The 16,147-nt window shown below is 66.6% G+C and carries 15 protein-coding genes; 3 read left to right on the top strand and 12 right to left on the bottom strand.

Features of this window, described 5'->3' with window-relative positions; all coding sequences use genetic code 11:
• Positions 1 to 190: 190 nt before the first annotated feature.
• A complete protein-coding gene (locus ACW18C_RS08005; RefSeq protein ID WP_008260602.1) occupies positions 191 to 1,543 on the top strand; it encodes an MFS transporter in 1,353 nt (450 codons plus the stop codon).
• 266 nt (positions 1,544 to 1,809) lie between these two features.
• On the opposite strand, the gene ACW18C_RS08000 is transcribed toward ACW18C_RS08005, so the two are convergent.
• From ACW18C_RS08000 to ACW18C_RS07965, 8 genes are all read right to left on the bottom strand, one after another.
• Complete coding sequence (locus tag ACW18C_RS08000) at positions 1,810 to 2,700, bottom strand: aldose 1-epimerase (RefSeq protein WP_492073901.1); 891 nt, start codon at positions 2,698 to 2,700, stop codon at positions 1,810 to 1,812.
• Complete coding sequence (locus ACW18C_RS07995; RefSeq protein WP_492073899.1) at positions 2,697 to 3,035, bottom strand: SMP-30/gluconolactonase/LRE family protein; 339 nt, start codon at positions 3,033 to 3,035, stop codon at positions 2,697 to 2,699. The genes ACW18C_RS08000 and ACW18C_RS07995 overlap by 4 nt, the downstream gene beginning before the upstream one ends.
• Before the next feature lie 105 nt (positions 3,036 to 3,140).
• Positions 3,141 to 4,298, bottom strand: coding sequence for a rod shape-determining protein RodA (gene rodA / locus ACW18C_RS07990; protein ID WP_008259084.1), 1,158 nt, complete (start codon positions 4,296 to 4,298; stop codon positions 3,141 to 3,143).
• On the bottom strand, positions 4,298 to 6,331 hold the full coding sequence (gene mrdA / locus ACW18C_RS07985; protein ID WP_372704571.1) for a penicillin-binding protein 2: 2,034 nt from the start codon (positions 6,329 to 6,331) through the stop codon (positions 4,298 to 4,300). Before mrdA ends, rodA begins: the two co-directional genes overlap by 1 nt.
• Positions 6,328 to 6,846, bottom strand: coding sequence for a hypothetical protein (locus ACW18C_RS07980; RefSeq protein ID WP_292148697.1), 519 nt, complete (start codon positions 6,844 to 6,846; stop codon positions 6,328 to 6,330). The genes mrdA and ACW18C_RS07980 overlap by 4 nt, the downstream gene beginning before the upstream one ends.
• Positions 6,843 to 7,994, bottom strand: coding sequence for a rod shape-determining protein MreC (gene mreC / locus ACW18C_RS07975; protein WP_492073896.1), 1,152 nt, complete (start codon positions 7,992 to 7,994; stop codon positions 6,843 to 6,845). The genes ACW18C_RS07980 and mreC overlap by 4 nt, the downstream gene beginning before the upstream one ends.
• A 149-nt stretch (positions 7,995 to 8,143) precedes the next feature.
• On the bottom strand, positions 8,144 to 9,184 hold the full coding sequence (locus ACW18C_RS07970) for a rod shape-determining protein (protein WP_008260883.1): 1,041 nt from the start codon (positions 9,182 to 9,184) through the stop codon (positions 8,144 to 8,146).
• A gap of 282 nt (positions 9,185 to 9,466) precedes the next feature.
• Positions 9,467 to 10,180, bottom strand: a complete 714-nt coding sequence (locus tag ACW18C_RS07965; protein ID WP_492073894.1) for a TVP38/TMEM64 family protein — start codon at positions 10,178 to 10,180, stop codon at positions 9,467 to 9,469.
• 124 nt (positions 10,181 to 10,304) lie between these two features.
• Between ACW18C_RS07965 and ACW18C_RS07960 the strand changes: the two genes are divergently transcribed.
• Both ACW18C_RS07960 and ACW18C_RS07955 read left to right on the top strand, forming a co-directional pair.
• The gene (locus tag ACW18C_RS07960) at positions 10,305 to 11,510 is read left to right on the top strand and encodes a pyridoxal phosphate-dependent aminotransferase (protein WP_492073892.1); all 1,206 of its coding nucleotides are present in this window, start codon (positions 10,305 to 10,307) and stop codon (positions 11,508 to 11,510) included.
• A 104-nt stretch (positions 11,511 to 11,614) separates the two neighbouring features.
• On the top strand, positions 11,615 to 12,715 hold the full coding sequence (locus tag ACW18C_RS07955; RefSeq protein WP_492073890.1) for an alpha/beta hydrolase: 1,101 nt from the start codon (positions 11,615 to 11,617) through the stop codon (positions 12,713 to 12,715).
• Between the two features lie 18 nt (positions 12,716 to 12,733).
• On the opposite strand, the gene ACW18C_RS07950 is transcribed toward ACW18C_RS07955, so the two are convergent.
• Genes ACW18C_RS07950 through yajC form a run of 4 tightly spaced genes read right to left on the bottom strand, consistent with a single transcriptional unit; the run spans position 12,734 to position 16,098 of the window.
• Entirely contained in the window at positions 12,734 to 13,129 is a 396-nt protein-coding gene (locus tag ACW18C_RS07950; RefSeq protein WP_492073888.1) for a hypothetical protein, read from the bottom strand.
• Positions 13,130 to 13,165: 36 nt separating this feature from the next.
• Positions 13,166 to 14,155 (bottom strand): protein translocase subunit SecF, encoded by a 990-nt coding sequence (gene secF, locus ACW18C_RS07945; RefSeq protein ID WP_492073886.1) that lies wholly within the window; start codon positions 14,153 to 14,155, stop codon positions 13,166 to 13,168.
• Positions 14,155 to 15,747 (bottom strand): protein translocase subunit SecD, encoded by a 1,593-nt coding sequence (gene secD, locus ACW18C_RS07940; protein ID WP_492073884.1) that lies wholly within the window; start codon positions 15,745 to 15,747, stop codon positions 14,155 to 14,157. Before secD ends, secF begins: the two co-directional genes overlap by 1 nt.
• 33 nt (positions 15,748 to 15,780) lie before the next feature.
• Positions 15,781 to 16,098, bottom strand: a complete 318-nt coding sequence (gene yajC / locus ACW18C_RS07935) for a preprotein translocase subunit YajC (RefSeq protein WP_008262385.1) — start codon at positions 16,096 to 16,098, stop codon at positions 15,781 to 15,783.
• Between the last annotated feature and the right edge of the window lie 49 nt (positions 16,099 to 16,147).

Genomic DNA, 16,147 nt, shown 5'->3' with positions numbered 1-16,147 from the left:
ATCGGACAACAGGGAGGAGTCGCGACGGTTGGCGTTCGAACTGGGCCGGATAGTCAGCTTCGATCAGAAACGACATTGGACAATCTGTCCTATCCTCAGATCGCGACTTTCGTCGCAAAGGGCGCCCGGTCATAATGCGGCATTACCGACGCATGCCCAAATCTCAAATTTCACGGAGCGATCCCAGCCCATGTCCGTCTCGACGACCCCTTCGTCAGAGTCGCTGGAACGCGACGCCGCAGCCCTCCACTCCGATCACGGCAAGGTGGACGCCGGCGAAATCGCCATCGGCGTGATCATTGGCCGGACGTCGGAGTTCTTTGACTTCTTCGTTTACGCCATCGCTTCCGTGGTCGTGTTTCCGCAACTGATCTTCCCGTTCGCCGGGCCGATCGGCGGCACGCTGCTGTCCTTCGCGATCTTCGCCCTGGCCTTCCTGGCCCGCCCTTTCGGCACGGCCCTGTTCATCGCCATCGACCAGAAGTTCGGGCGCGGCGCCAAGCTTACCATAGCGCTGTTCCTGCTGGGCACCTCGACCGTCGCGGTGGCCTTCCTGCCCGGCTATGAAACCATCGGCATCGCCGCCGCCGTACTGCTCGCTGTCTTCCGCATCGGTCAGGGCGTCGCGCTGGGGGGCGCCTGGGACGGCCTGGCTTCGCTTCTGGCGGTCAACGCCCCCGAGAATCGCCGCGGCTGGTACGCCATGATTCCCCAACTGGGCGCGCCCATCGGCCTGATCGTCGCCTCTGCCCTGTTCGCCTTCTTCCTTAACACCCTGTCGGCGGCCGACTTCCTGGACTGGGGTTGGCGCTATCCCTTCTTCGTGGCCTTCGCCATCAACGTCGTGGCTCTGTTCGCCCGCCTTCGCATCGTCGTGACCCCCAGCTTCCAGAAGCTGTTCGAGACCCGCGAGCTGCAGCCCACTCCGGTCCACACCGCCATCAAGGCGGAAGGCCCCCGGATCGCCATCGGCGCCTTCGCCCCCCTGGCCAGCTTCGCCATGTTCCACATGGTCACCGTCTTCCCCCTGTCCTGGGTCTTCCTGTTCACCCAGGAAACGCCGGTCCGCTTCCTGCTGATCGAAATGGTCGGGGCCGTTTTCGGGCTGCTGGCCATCCTCGCTTCGGGCGTTTTGGCCGATCGCTATGGCCGACGCGCCCTGCTGGCGGTCACCGCCGCCGGCATCGCCGCCTTCTCGGGCTTCGCCCCCCAGCTGCTGAACGGCGGGGCGATCGGCGAGCTGACCTTCATGATCTCCGGCTTCATCCTGCTGGGCCTGTCGTTCGGTCAAGCCTCCGGTCCGGTGGCGTCCAGCTTCTCCCTGGCCAACCGCTATACATCGTCGGCCCTGACCTCGGATCTGGCCTGGCTGTTCGGCGCCGGCTTCGCCCCCCTGGTCGCCCTGTGGATCTCGAGCCAGTTCGGCCTGATCGCCGCCGGCGCCTATCTGCTGTCCGGCGCGATCTGCACCCTGGTCGCCCTGTGGCTCAACCGCGAACTGGCCCGCAGTTCCTCGGACAAGACCCCCGCCCCCAAGGCCTGACACGCTTCAGCCGGATCGGAAAAGCCCCGGTCTCGCCAGGCGGGACCGGGGCTTTTTCGTCTGCGTCGCCGCCACGGCGGCCCGTCAGCGGCTGTCGTGCGGCAGACCGAACCTGTCGACGATCCGGCGGTATTCTATCGCGGGCTCAAGCATGGCACCTCCGGCTTCGGCCTGCCGTGTTCAAGCCCGGCCAATCGCCCGAGCAGGTCGGTCGCAACGCCGCCGCCTTCGTGACGGCCTGGAACGGGCGGCGCGCGGAACGGCCTCTAGATCGCTTCGGCCGTCAGACGCATGACCAGGGTCAGGTGTTCGCCTGGCGCCAGTCGCGCCAGCCCGCCGGCCTCGCCCGGCGTCCCGTTCAGAATGTCCGGTCGGTGCGTCACCGGCTCGACACAGAAGAAGTCGGCCCCGACGGGAGCATAGACCTGGACCCAGTCCGCGCCCGCGCCGCCGTTCAGCACGATGCGGTGCCCGTCCCCGTCCAGCAGGGCCTCGCCGGTCCAGCCGGCGTAGGCGTGATCGACAAAGGGGGCCTCGGCCAGGGCCAGGCCGTCGCCCCAGTCCGCCACCGCATCCGGCGCCGCCAGCCGTTCGGGAATTCCGCGCGCGTCGGTCAGCCACACCCCCGTCGCCGAAAGCCTGAGCCGGGTGTCTGGATGTCTGGAGAAATAGGGATGCAGGCCCAGGCCGGCGGGCATGACCGTATCGCCGGTGTTGGTCACCGACAGGCTGATCTCCAGCCCCTGGTCCGTCAGCCTGACCGCCTGACGCGCCCGCCACGGCCAAGGCCAGCCGCCTGCTTGGGCCGCAGCCTGGTCCGACCAGTCCAGCCTCAGGTCGGCGCTCGCATCGTCGACGGCCTCGACCGCCCAGGGCTTCAGCCAGCCGTCTCCGTGATGGGCGTGGGGGGCGAACCGGTCCAGCGCGGTCAGCCTGACCTCGCGCCCCTCGAACACGAACCGCGCGTCGGCGATCCGGTTGGCGTAGGGGAGCAGCGGGAAACAGGCGGTCTCCAGCAGGTCGGTCGCCCCCTTCGGCGTTGGCCGCAACACCGATCGGCCATGTAGGCTCAGGTCTAGGATCGCGCCCCCCAGACCCGGCGTCAGGGAGGCGCGCCAGTCTCCGGCGCGCAATCGGACTACGGCTTCGGCGCTCACGGACGGACGCGGTTCTGCGGCCGGTCCGCCTCGACCGGCTGGATCATGGTGACGACGCCCGTTTCCGGGTCGAATCGATGCAGGCCGCCACAGCCGCCGTAGACCTGCGAACCGTCCTCGGCCGGCAGGACGAAGCCGGTCTGGTCCGGCGTGTCCCACAAGGCGGTCTCGCCGCTCCTGGACGTATAACGATGCAGCTTTCGACCCTTGATGTCGACGAACCACACCGCCTTGCGCTCGGCGTCCCATACCGCCCCCTCGCCCAGTTCCGCCCGGACGTCCCAGACCAGTTCCGGGGAGGCCAGTTCCGGGGAGGTCGGCTTCGTTTCGCTCATGATTCGGCCCGCCGAATTGAGGTGTTGATCTGGTGGTGGAAATCCGTCGCCGCGAGACGCTGCGCGGGCGACGGCCCGTCCCCCGCTCCCACGGGGGCAATCGCATCAGATCAGGCCTTGGCCCTTGGGCAGTTCGGCGTAACGGTGCACGCGCGTGGCCATCACCAGGCCGAAACCGATCATCACCGTCAGCATCACCGTGCCGCCATAGGACAGCAGCGGCATCGGCACCCCCACGACGGGCGCCAGCCCCATGACCATCGCGCCGTTGATCAGCACATACATGGCGAAGGTCGCGGTCACCCCCGACGCAGCCAGACGGCCGAAATGGCTGTGCGACAGGGATGCGATCCGCAGCGAGATCAGGATGATCGCCGCATAACAGGCCAGGATGGTGAAGGAACCGACGAAACCGAACTCCTCGGACACCGCCGCGAAGATGAAATCAGTGTGTTTTTCGGGCAGGAATTCCAGCTGGCTCTGGCTGCCCAGGCCGAACCCCTTGCCCAGGAAGCCGCCGGAGCCCAGGGCGATCTTGGACTGCATGATGTGATAGCCCGTGCCCGACGGATCGGCCTCCGGGTTCAGGAAGGTCAGCACCCTGTGGCGTTGATACTCGTGCATGCCGAACATCACATAGGGCGGGATCAGCGCCACGGCGGCGGCGCCCACAGCAGCGATGATCTTCCAGCTCAGCCCCGCCATGAACATGATGGCCGCGCCGGTCAGGCCGATCAGCATGGCCGAGCCCAGGTCCGGCTGGTGCGCCACCAGTAGGAAGGGCAGGCCGATGATGGCGACTGGATAGATCAGCTTCCAGTGGAAGCTGGCCTCCTTGGCCGAAGCGCCGTGATACCAGCGCGCCAGGGCCAGAACGACGCCGATCTTCATGATCTCCGACGGCTGGATGCGCGTCACGCCGAGGTTCAGCCAGCGGGTCGCGCCCATGGCCGTATAACCCAGGCCCGGAACCTCGATCAGGGCCAGCATCAGCAGGGCCACCCCATAGACCGGATAGGCCAGGCCGAACCAGAAGCGGATATTGACCATGGACAGGGCCAGCATCAGGGCCACGCACATGCCGAAGCGGATCAGGTGTTTCGCCGCCCACGGCGACCAGGACCCTCCGCCCACGGAATAGAGCATCAATGCGCCGGTGCCGGACACCACGCAGATCAGGGCCAGCAGACGCCAGTCGATCTGGCTGATCTTGGTCGAAACGCGCTCGCGCTCGCCGGGACGGGACAGGGCGGAAGCGGTCATCAGCGCGGCTCGGACAGATAGGGGCGTGGACCCGAAGGCGAACGCGCGGGGTCGGACGGTGCGGTGTCGGCCGGGGTGGAAACGACGATGTCCGGCTCCGGCGCCGCCCCGACCAGGCCTTCGTCGATGTCTGGACCCACGGGTTCCGGCGGCAGGGGCCGCTCGATCCGGGCGCGCATGTCCGGGTCCTTCAGCAGGACCGTGCGCATCACCTCGCGCGCGCGCGGAGCCGCAGCCGTGGCTCCCCCCTTGCCGCCGTGTTCAATAATGATGGCCACAGCATAGCGCGGTTCGTCGATCGGCGCGAAAGCCACGAACAGATTGTGGTCCTTCAAAGCCCAGATGTTCGACTTGCGCGTGCCCGCCCCATAGTTGCGAACCTGGGCCGTGCCAGTCTTGCCCGCCATCTGGATATCACCCAGACCCAACTGGCTTTGGCGATAGGCGCTGCCGCCCCGATCATTGGCCACCGCGATCATGCCCTGACGCACATATTCGACATGCTCGGGCTGGAACGGCAAATCCGGCACCGCGGCGCCGCTGGGCTGTTCGACCCCGCCGATCGACTTGATCAGGCGAGGCTGCAAAGCCTTCTTAGCATTGGCCAGACGCGAAGTCATGACGGCCAGTTGCAGAGCGTTGACGGTGATCGCCCCTTGGCCGATAGCCACAGAGGTTGTCTCGCCGGGATGCCATTTCGGATCATTGGGGAAGGTGCGCGCCTTCCACTCAGTGGACGGCAACAGTCCCTTCTTCTGATTATCGACGCCGATATCGAACAGATGTTCGAACCCAAGCGCCAAGCCCGCCTGTCGGATGCGATCCACGCCCGCGCGATTGCACATCGTGTAGAAATAGACATCGCAGGAGTTCTTGATGGCGTCGTGCATGTTCTGCACGCCGTGACGGCCCCAGCACCTTTGGATACGGTTGCCGTTACGGAACGCCCCGGTGCAAACGACCGACTGGCTTGGATCGACACCCGCCTCTAGCAAGGCCAGAGCCGTTGTCGGCTTAAACGTCGATCCGGGCGCGAAAGTGCCGTTGATCGTCTTGTCCAGCAACGGTTTGCGTTCGTAGTCACGCAATGCGCTGTAGGTCTTGGACGGGACGCCGCCGACGAACAGGTTGGGGTCGAACGAGGGCGCCGACATCATGCACAGGATGTCGCCGTTGCGCACGTCCATCACGACGCAGGCGCCGGACTCGTCGCCGAACACCTCCAGCGCCCGGTTCTGAACGTCGGCGTCCAGGGTCAACACGACTTCCTTGCCGGGCACAGCGGGACGCGACCCACCGACGTCCTCGGCCACCACACGTCCGCGTGCATCCACCTCGACGCGATTGCCGCCTGGCTCTCCGCGCAGGGCTTCGTCCAGAGCCTTCTCGACTCCCTGACGGCCAATGCGGAAACTGGGGTTGAACAGCAGCGGAGGGACCGTCTCTCCCTTGTCCCGGATAGCCTTGACGTCGCGGTCGTTCACCTTGGCGACATAGCCGATCACATGGGCGAAGGCGCCACCGAACGGATAGTAGCGGGCCTCGTTCATGTCGGCCATGACGCCGGGCAGTTCGTTGGCGTACTGGTTGACCTTGGCGAATTCTTCCCAGGTCAGGTCGCTCTTGACCGGCACCGGGTTGAACTTGGACGAGGCGTTGACGTCACGGATGATGGCCCGTCGGCGCTCCAGGGTATCGGGCAGCAGCCGGCCCAGCAGGTCCAGCGTCTGGTCCAGATCCTTGGTCTCGTCACGGACCACCAGCACCCGGAAACTGGGCCGGTTGCCGGCGATGACCACGCCGTTGCGATCCTTGATCAGGCCGCGCGGCGGCGGGACCATGCGGAAGTTGAACTGGTTCTGCGACGACAGGGTCGCATATTCCTGGGCCTGGACGACCTGAAGCTGGGCCAGCCGCCCCACCAGGGCCGTGACCCCCAGGGCCGTCAGCCCGCCGAACACGAAGGTGCGGCGCAGGAAGGAGCCCTGGCGCTCGTTGACGTCGGCGAAGAAGATGGAGGGTTCGCCGCTCATCGGAACCGGATATCCCCGTCGTCGAACCGTTCCAGCATCCAGTCGGCGATCGGATACAGGATCAGGGTCGGCAGAATCTGGCCGATCAGGGCCAGGATCGCCGGCGGATTGCCCGCCCTCACCGCCACGATCACATAGGCGACCAGGAAGGCGGCCAGGGTGCAGGCCATATACCAGGCGAAGCGGATCACCCCCTCATGCCCAGCCAGCAGATTGCGCGACAAAAGGATCACGACATAGACGCCCATCAGACACAGAGCCCAAAGGCCCAGAGGTCCGTTCCAGAACAGGTCCAGGAACAGACCAAGCCCGAACAATACTGCGGGCGCCGTCATCGACGGCCGGATCAGCGGCCAGGCGAAGGCCAGCACCATCGGAAACACGGGCTCTGGCAGCATCAAGCCGAACAGTTGCACAGGCGTGGCGAAGATGATGGTGGCGGCGATCGCCGCCAGGGCCGGATAGACGATCCATTGCAGAGGTCCGACGACGCGGACCGCGACCGGACGTCTCACGTCGCGCCCTCCGTCGCCTGTGCGGGCGTTGGTTGTGGAGATATCGCCGCCGACGGCGCCTCGGCGGCGGGTCGAGGTTGCGCCGGACGAGTTTGAACGGGACGCGCCTGGGGCGCCGCCGGTGTTGTTGCAGGCGGTGTCGCGGCGACGGCGGCGGCGGCGCGCGCCCGTGCCGCTTGGGCCTCAGCGGCCGCCTGACGGCGTGCGGCCGCGTCGCCTATGGCGCCCGCCTGTTCAGCGTTCGGCGGAGGCGCCGTGGTCAAGCCGGCCAGGGGCGGCGCATTGAGCGCATGCGGATCGATCAGTTGGCCGAAGTCCTGGAACAGCAGAACCCGGACATAGTCGATGGCGCCACGATCACTGAACAGTTTCACGCGCCAGCTGCCGTCGATCCCCTTGGCCGCCACGCCGATGGGAATGCCGCGCGGCAGGCCGCCGCCATCGCCGGAACTCAGGATCCGGTCGCCCGCCTGCACAGAACCGGCCCCGCGCACGAACTCCAACCGGGGGTTGTCGCTGCCGTCGCCGGTCAGCAGGGCGCGGGCGTCGGTGCGGTCCACCAGAACCGGCGTACGGGACGCGACGTCGGTCAGCAGCACCATGCGACTGACGCCGCCGGCGACGCCGGTGACGCGGCCGATCAGACCGTGCTCATTAATGACCGGATTGCCGATCCGCACGCCTTTCGACGCGCCGACATCCACCAGCTTCGCGCGATTGAAGGGGCCGCGGGCATCCGAAATGGCGCGCGCCGTGACCATGGGCACGGCCGGCTCGGTCCGCAGTCCCAGCATGGCTTCATAACGGGCGTTGACGTTCTTCAAGGCGATGGCCTGGTCGCGCCAGGGCTCCAACTCGGCCACCTCGGCCCTCAGCCGCCGGTTCTCGGACACTGCAAAGAAATACCCGCCGATGTAATCGGTGACGGCGCCGACCCAGCGCACCGGCGCCGCGAAGACGCCGCTGACCGGCCCGGTCACAGAGGCCGCAGCCCCCCGCGCCCCGCCATAGCTGGAGCCGCCGTCCGGCGTCGTGCGATCGCTGACAAGAAGAATAGCCGCGCCCGCCATGGCCACGACTGCGACCACCGCGGCGGTCCAGGCCAGCGGCACCTTCAGGTTTTCAAAAGGGCCGTCGCGAAACGCCACGGGCGACCTTCCACATAAGGGGTTGGAATCGGCAGGCGCCCCTGCCGTCATGCCTGCCTATCGCAAAATCAGGGCCAGAATGGAACCGTTGATCGCGAAGGGCCGAAAGGATTTGCAGCCAGGTTCGCACCCGGCCGCCGACGAATTGATCAGAGCGCCGAGTCGAGCACGCCCTTCATCCAGCGCGGATGTTCCAGAACGCGGCCGCAGCCGATGGCGACGCACGACAGCGGATCGTCTGCCACCGAGACCGGCAGGCCCGTGTGATCGCGAATCTCGATGTCCAGGCCGCGCAGCAGGGCGCCGCCGCCCGTCAGCATGATGCCCTTGTCGGCGATGTCGGCGGCCAGTTCCGGCGGGGTGGCCTCCAGCGCGACCTTCACAGCCTCAATGATCTGGGTCACCGGCTCGGCCAGGGCTTCGGCCGCCTGGCGTTCCGAGATGCGGACCTCGCGCGGCACGCCCTGCATCAGGTCGCGGCCCTTGACCTCGATCGACAGGCCTTCGCCGTCGGCCGGGATACGGGCGGTGCCGATGTCCTTCTTGATGCGCTCGGCGGTCGTCTCGCCGATCAGCAGATTATGGTTGCGACGCATGTAGCTGATGATGCTGTCGTCCATCTTGTCGCCGCCGACGCGGACCGAACGCGAATAGACGATGCCCGACAACGACAGGACGGCCACTTCCGTCGTGCCGCCGCCGATGTCGACGACCATCGAGCCGGTCGGTTCGTGGATCGGCAGGCCTGCGCCGATCGCGGCGGCCATCGGCTCGTCGATCAGGCCCACGCGGCGGGCCGAGGCGTTCAGGCAGGAGTCGTTGATGGCGCGACGCTCGACCGCCGTGGCGCCCGACGGCACGCAGACGATGATCTTCGGGTTCACAAAGCCCTTGCGGTTATGCACCTTGCGGATGAAGTGCTTGATCATCTCTTCGGCGACTTCGAAGTCAGCGATGACGCCGTCACGCATCGGGCGGATGGCTTCCATGTGGCCCGGGGTGCGGCCCAGCATCTGCTTGGCCTCAATGCCTACGGCGTGGACGATCTTGCGTCCGCCGACATTACGCAGGGCCACGACCGAAGGCTCGTTCAGGACGATGCCCTTACCCTTCATATAGATCAGGGTGTTGGCGGTGCCCAGGTCCATCGCGATGTCGTTGGAGATCGCGCCGAAAAGGGAAAAGCTCATGGGAATCGATACCGTTGTTCTTTGACCGAGGGCGTCAGTTTCGCAGTTGACCTGGCGACGCCCCGCTGCCCTGACATCCCCTTGTCGGACAGCTTCCTGATCGTCTTCGCCACGTCTACCGTTGGCCCGTGTGCCCGTATGAAACAGGGAATACAACCCCCTTAGCGCACCGTATCCAAGTTCACCCCCAACCCTGTGGAACAGCCGCGCTTGGGGGTGTTCACGTTAGCGTCATGAGGGTGGGAAACAGCCTGTGAAACATGCTGCCTCTCCCTTGTCGGATCAGTCGCCGCGAGCGACTTCGCGCCGCTTCACCCATTCGCGAACACCCAGCATCAGAGCCAGCCAGGCCAGGGCCACGCCTGCCAGTATGGCCGAGGTCCAGACCCCGTCCCCGCTGACCGCCGTCATGAAGGATCCGCCGAAGAAGGCCACCAGGGCCGTCTTGGGCAGCACTCCGAGCGCGCAACCGGCCAGGAAGCCGGGAAACGACGCCCGCGCCGCGCCGAACGCCATGTTGACGACGATGAAGGGCGCCGACGGCACGTTGCGGATCATGAAACTGGCGTAGAAGGCGTTCTGACCCACGAACCGGGTCAGCCGCCCCACCGTCCTGCCCCCGTGCCGTTCAAGCAGGCGCGCTGTCGGCCCGCGCCCCATCCAATAGGTGACGGCGGCCGAGGCGACCGTGGCGATCCAGCTGTACAGAAACCCGAACCACGGCCCGAACGCCACGACGCAGGCGGCGATCAGGATGAACTGCGGCGCCCCGAAGAAGGCCGCGACGGTGAAGACGACGATGGCGGCCGGCAGTCCCCAAGGCCCATGCCTGAACCCGCCCAGCCAGGCCTCCAGCCTCACCTCGGCGTCCAGGCCCAACTGGCTCTTGCCCACGGCGAACAGGGCGATCATGGCGCCCAGCAGAAGGGCCGTCGCCAGCACGGCGCGCCAGCGACGCGCCTCCATGTTCGACAGGAAATCGATGATCCAGCGCATCAGGTGCGCCGCTTATCATCCTGTCCGGCGATTAGCGAGCGTCGGCGGATTGTCCCGAACGGCGACGGCGCGTAAGGAACCTCGCCTTCCCCGGCACGAACCTTCCAAGATCGACGGGATACCCATGTCCAGCCTGCAATCTTCCGCCCTCGCCCGCGTCAAGCCTTCGGCCACCATCGCCGTGACCGCCCAGGCCCGGAAGCTTAAATCCGAGGGTCGCGACGTGATCGGCCTCGGCGCCGGAGAGCCGGACTTCGACACGCCGGAGAATATCAAACAGGCCGCCATCGACGCGATCCATCGCGGCGAGACCAAATACACCGACGCCGACGGCATGCCCGAGCTGAAGAAGGCCATCGTGGCCAAGTTCGCCCGCGAGAACGGTCTGACCTACGACCTGTCGCAGATCCACGTCGCGCCGGGCGGCAAGCCGGTCATCTTCAACGCTCTGGTCGCCACCCTGAACCCCGGCGATGAGGTCATCGTGCCCGCCCCCTACTGGGTCTCCTACCCCGACATGGTGCTGCTGGCCGGCGGCGAGCCCGTCACCGTGGTCGGCGAGGAGAAGGACGGCTTCAAACTGCGTCCCGAGGTGCTGGAGGCCGCCATCACGCCCCGCACCAAGTGGCTGATCCTGAACAGCCCGTCCAACCCGACCGGCGCCGCCTACACCCAGGCGGAGCTGCTGGCCCTGGCCGACGTCCTGCGTCGCCACCCGCACGTCTGGGTGCTGACCGACGACATGTACGAGCACCTTGTCTATGGCGACTTCGACTACACCACCATCGCCCAGGTCGCCCCGGACTTGATCGACCGCACCCTGACGGTCAACGGCGTGTCCAAGGCCTATGCCATGACCGGCTGGCGCATCGGCTACGCCGGCGGCCCGAAGGCGCTGATCGACCTGATGCGCAAGGTGGCCAGCCAGACCACGTCCAACCCAGCCAGCATCAGCCAGTGGGCGGCGGTCGAGGCCCTGAACGGAACCCAGGACTTCATCCCCGAGCGCAAGGCCGCCTTCGAGAAGCGCCGCGACCTGGTCGTCTCGATGCTGAACCGGGCGACCGGCCTCACCTGCGCTGTGCCGGAAGGCGCCTTCTACGTCTATCCGTCCATCGCCGGCCTGATCGGCAAGACGACGGAATCGGGCGTGGTCATCGACGGCGACAGCACCTTCGCCGCCGAACTACTGAACGCCGAGGGCGTCGCCGTGGTCCAGGGCGAGGCCTTCGGCCTGTCGCCCTATTTCCGCATCAGCTACGCCACCTCCGACGCCGTGCTGGAAGAAGCCTGCACCCGCATCCAGCGCTTCGCCGCCTCGCTGCGCTGAGGATTTCGGGCGGGGGCCTCGCCTCCGCCCGACATGCGGCACAGTCGACGCTTGCGTGATGACAGCCCTGCCGTTCAGATGGCCGTCTGAACAGGGGAGTCGTCATGCTCGCACTCTTTACTGCGCTGGCCCTTGCGACTTCGGTGGAACCCGCCCCCGAGTCCTTCTCGGTCGCATCCGCCGACGGTTATGTTCTTCAAGGCGTGACCGACCGGCCGGACGCAGTCCCTATCGGCGCCGTCATCCTGGTGGCGGGCACCGGCGCTTTCGACCGCGACATGAGGTTTGGCCGATCCGGCACGCCGCGCGACGCCGTCTTCAAGGATCTCGGTCAGAGGTTCGCGGCGCGTGGCCTGACCGCAGTTCGATACGACCGGCGCGGCGTGACCTTCAGCGCGCCGCCCGCCTCGGCCGTGGACGCCCTGGCCATTCCCGGCGTTACGGCCGGGAACCTGAGCCTGGACGCCGAAGCCGTCTTGGCCTGGGCCCGCTCTCCCGCCGGTCTGAACGCCAAGTGCATTGTGATCTTCGCCCATTCCGAGGGTGCAGTTCACGTCGCCGGCGTCGCGGACGGCGGCCGGCAGTCCGCACCCGACCTGATCATCGGCATGGGTGCCCCGCTGGAAAGCAAGGTCTCAGCCGTCAAATGGCAATCCACCGGTCGGGATGCGGATTCGCTTCTGATGATGGACGAGGATGGCGACGGCGTCGTCACCAACGACGAAGTCCGCAAGACTTGGCAGACCACGCCCTCCGGCGTCTTCGGTCGACTGGAGCCCTTCCTTCAGCCCGACGGCGCCTGGAGCGCCGAAGAGATCGCCTCGGTTCGGACGGTGCAGACGACCTTGTGCGAGCAGGGCAAGACAGCCGCCCTGGCCCAGGCCGACGACGTCCCCTACCCCAATGCCCAGACGCCCGCATTTAGCTACGGCTGGTGGAAGTCCTGGTTCACGGACGACCGCCCTATCGCGACCCGTTTCGCCGCTTGGAACGCCCCGATGAGCCTGCATTACGGCAGCCTGGACTCGCAGGTTCGCGAGGATCGCCAGCGCCAGGCCGCGTCCGGCGTCCTTGCCCCCGAGCGGACGCGGTTCGTCACGCATCCTGGTCGGGGCCATACGCTGGGTCCCGAGGTTCTGCTCGGACCGATAGACGAGGCCATCGCCGACCAGATCGCCGCCGAGGCCGAGGCTGCTTGCCGCTGACGCCCGGTTTGGCGCGGCTCAGAACACCGTCACCTTCGCCGGGTTCGCCTGATCGCGCGTGCCCGCCGACGTCGCCACGCCGTTCTTGACCAGAGCGATCCCGACCGAGCCCTCGCCGCCGGTCTTGGTCAGGGTGCAGCGGCCGTTGTCGCCGGGCAGGCGGCCATGATCGCCGCCTCGGCCCTCCTGAGTCATGATGTTCATCCAGCGGTCCCGCTCATAGGGACTGACCCAGACCGTCACAGGGCGAAATCGACAGACCAGGATCCAGGACGCGCCCTGGGGTGCGGCGACCGACCAGTGCAGTCCCTGATAGGCGTCCTTACCAACATGGGTCTGGGCCTCGGCGCCCATGCCCAAGCCAAGCGCCAGAAACGCCGGCAGCATCGCCGCCAGCACGAAACTTCGCCTCATCACGCCCTCCCCCGTTTCCGGGAGAGGATGCAATGATCAGGGCCGGCTGGCCATGCCCAGTTTGATCGGCTTGGCGTCGTCGGCCAGGGCGCCGCGCTTGACGCCCCACAGCAGGATGATCGGCGCGCCGACATAGATGGACGAATAGGTGCCGATGATGATGCCGAACATCAGGGCGATCGAGAAGCCGAACAGGGCCTCGCCGCCGAAGATCGCCAAGGCCGCCAGCACCATGACGGCGGTCACGCCGGTGATGATGGTCCGCGACAGGGTCTCGTTCAGAGACAGATCGATGACCTCACGCAATGGCATGGTCTTGTATTTGCGCAGGTTCTCGCGAAGACGGTCGAACACCACCACGGTGTCGTTCATCGAATAGCCGATGACGGTCAGGATGGCGGCGACCATGTTCAGGCTGAACTCCAGCCGGAACAGTACGATCAGCCCGAAGGTCAGCACCACGTCGTGCAGCAGGCCGATCACGGCGCCGAAGCCGAACTGCGGCTCGAACCGGAACCAGATGTAGAGAAACATCAGGCCGATGGCGACGCCCAGGGCCAGCAGGCCCGAGGTGAACAGCTCCCCCGACACCTTGGAGCCGACGACGCTGACGCCCGAATACTGGACCTCGCCCACGGTCTGGCTGATTGCGGTCTCGACCTGGTTGACCACCTGGGTCTGGTCGCGGCCTTCCGGCACCTGGAAGCGCAGAATGGCGGTCGAGCCGTCATCCACATTGCTGTCGCGCCGGGCGATGCCCTGCACCTGAACGTCGCCCAGGTTCAGGCCGTTGACCGCCTCACGCACGCGGTCCAGCTCGATAGCCTGACCGGCCGGTTTGGACACCTCCATCGAGGCGCCGCCCCGGAAGTCGATGCCCATGTTCAGGCCGGGAACGAAGCACGCCACGATCGAGGCGACGCACAGAACCACCGACAGCACCGCGGCGAACCGGGCGTATTTGACGAAATGGAAATTCGTCTTCTGCGGCAGCAGTTTGATGAAGGGCCATCCACGCATCGCCATCACTCCGCGATCGGCAGTTTTTTGGGCTTGGCGGTCTTGAGCCAGTAGGCCAGCAGCACCTGGGCCACCAGAACCGACGAGAACACCGAGGTGAAGACGCCGATGCTCAGCGTCCAGGCGAAGCCGCGCACCGGACCGGCGCCGAAGACGAACATGATCGCCGCCGCCACCAGGGTGGTGACATTGGCGTCCAGGATCGTGCCCCAGGCCTTGGAGAAGCCGGCGTCCATGCTGGCGATCACGCTGCGGCCCGACCGGGCCTCGTCGCGCATCCGCTCATAGATCAGCACATTGGCGTCCACGGCCACGGCGAAGGTCAGGATCAGACCGGCGATGCCCGGCAGGGTCAGGGTCGCCTGGGTCAGCGACATGGCCGCCACGATCAGCACCCCATTCAGCACCAGGCCGATGACCGACACGCCACCGAACAGGAAGCCGTAAGCCAGAATCATGAAGACCACGATGATGGCGAATCCGACCGCGGTCGACAGGGCGCCCGCCGACACGGCGTCCGCGCCCAGTTCGGCGGTGACGGTCCGGCGTTCCTCAACGTTTAGTGGCGCCGGCAGGGCGCCCCCGTTCAGCAGGTTCACCATCGTCGCGGCTTCCTGGATTGAGAATTGGCCTTCGATGATGCCCGACCCGTTGGTGATGGCGCTATTGATGCGCGGCGCCGAGATGACCTTGCCGTCCAGGATGATGGCGAAGGGCTTGCCGATGTTGGCGGACGTCGCCTCGCCGAACCGGCGGGCGCCCGCGCCATCGAAGCGGAAGCCGATAGCAGGCCGACCGCTTTGGTCAGCATCGACCGAGGCTCTCGTCAGGTTCTCGCCCGAGACCAGGACGCGTTTCTTGACCAGATAGGGCGTGCCCTGCTCGTCCATAAGCAGTTCGGCGTCCGGCGGAACCCGTCCGGCCATGGCGTCCGTCACCGAATTCTCGGTATCAACCATCTGGAAGGTCAGCTGCGCCGTCTGGCCGATGACCTCCTCCAGCTTGCGAGGATCGCTCTCGCCCGGCGCCTGGACCACGATCCGGTCGGCGCCCTGGCGGGTGATGGAGGGTTCACGCGTGCCCAGGCTGTCGATCCGGCGGCGCACCACCTCGATCGACTGGTCCACCGCCGTCGCTCCCATGCCGGCCAGGGCCGTGTCCGTGTAGGCGAAGCGGATCCGGTCGCCGCCCACACGCGTCGCGGTGCGCTCGACCTGACCCGAGGGCCCCGCGGCCCCGGCCAGCTGGCGCAGGGCCTCGAACGCCGCCGTCTGCTGTCCCGGATTGGCCAGGGTCACGATCACCCCGCCGGCTTCACGCTGGAAGCCGTTGGTGGCGATTCCCTCGCCGTTCAGCGTGACCCGCACATCCTCGATCAGGTTGGTGACGCGCTTTTCGCGCATCGCCGGCACATCGACTTCCAGCAGCAGATACGACCCGCCCTGCAGGTCGAGCCCGAGGTTCAGGGCGTTCTTCGGCAGCCAGCCGGGCAGCGCCTCCCGCTGGGCCGAGCTCAGCAGGTTGGGGAAGGCCAGCAGGCAGCCGAGGATCGCCGAGGCGACGACGAGGATGACTTTCCAGCGCGAGAGCTGAATCATGAGGGCGGTCTCGGTTCAGCGATACGCGAAGTATCAGGCCTTGGAATCGTTGGCGGCGATGGCGGTGCGGTTGCGCACCTCGGCGATCATCGTCTTGACCACGCGCACATTGACGCTGGGCGCGATCTCGACATTGACCTCGGCCTCTTCGACACGGGTCACCTTGCCGATCATGCCGCTGGACAGCACGACGGTGTCGCCGCGCTTCACGGCGCCGATGGCCGCCGCATGTTCCTTGGCGCGCTTCTGCTGCGGACGGATCAGCAGGAAGTAGAACAGGATGAAGATGGCGACGATCGGCAGGAACTGCATGATCACGGCCATCATGCCGCCGTCAGCTGGGGCGCCCATGGGTAGTCTCCGAACACAAGGGGGACAGCCCTCGCCGGCCCCCATTAAA

Source organism: Brevundimonas sp. FV1ye7S, from assembly GCF_058680995.1.
This window is presented reverse-complemented; position numbering and strand designations above follow the sequence as displayed.

Excerpts from the sequence above, each read along its gene's own strand:
- ACW18C_RS07955 (WP_492073890.1), top strand. The coding sequence starts at position 11,615 with ATGCTCGCACTCTTTACTGCGCTGGCCCTTGCGACTTCGGTGGAACCC.
- ACW18C_RS07950 (WP_492073888.1), bottom strand. The coding sequence starts at position 13,129 with ATGAGGCGAAGTTTCGTGCTGGCGGCGATGCTGCCGGCGTTTCTGGCG.
- secF (WP_492073886.1), bottom strand. The coding sequence starts at position 14,155 with ATGGCGATGCGTGGATGGCCCTTCATCAAACTGCTGCCGCAGAAGACG.
- rodA (WP_008259084.1), bottom strand. The coding sequence starts at position 4,298 with ATGACCGCTTCCGCCCTGTCCCGTCCCGGCGAGCGCGAGCGCGTTTCG.
- ACW18C_RS07965 (WP_492073894.1), bottom strand. The coding sequence starts at position 10,180 with ATGCGCTGGATCATCGATTTCCTGTCGAACATGGAGGCGCGTCGCTGG.
- mrdA (WP_372704571.1), bottom strand. The coding sequence starts at position 6,331 with ATGAGCGGCGAACCCTCCATCTTCTTCGCCGACGTCAACGAGCGCCAG.
- ACW18C_RS07970 (WP_008260883.1), bottom strand. The coding sequence starts at position 9,184 with ATGAGCTTTTCCCTTTTCGGCGCGATCTCCAACGACATCGCGATGGAC.
- secD (WP_492073884.1), bottom strand. The coding sequence starts at position 15,747 with ATGATTCAGCTCTCGCGCTGGAAAGTCATCCTCGTCGTCGCCTCGGCG.
- ACW18C_RS08005 (WP_008260602.1), top strand. The coding sequence starts at position 191 with ATGTCCGTCTCGACGACCCCTTCGTCAGAGTCGCTGGAACGCGACGCC.
- yajC (WP_008262385.1), bottom strand. The coding sequence starts at position 16,098 with ATGGGCGCCCCAGCTGACGGCGGCATGATGGCCGTGATCATGCAGTTC.
- ACW18C_RS07960 (WP_492073892.1), top strand. The coding sequence starts at position 10,305 with ATGTCCAGCCTGCAATCTTCCGCCCTCGCCCGCGTCAAGCCTTCGGCC.
- ACW18C_RS07995 (WP_492073899.1), bottom strand. The coding sequence starts at position 3,035 with ATGAGCGAAACGAAGCCGACCTCCCCGGAACTGGCCTCCCCGGAACTG.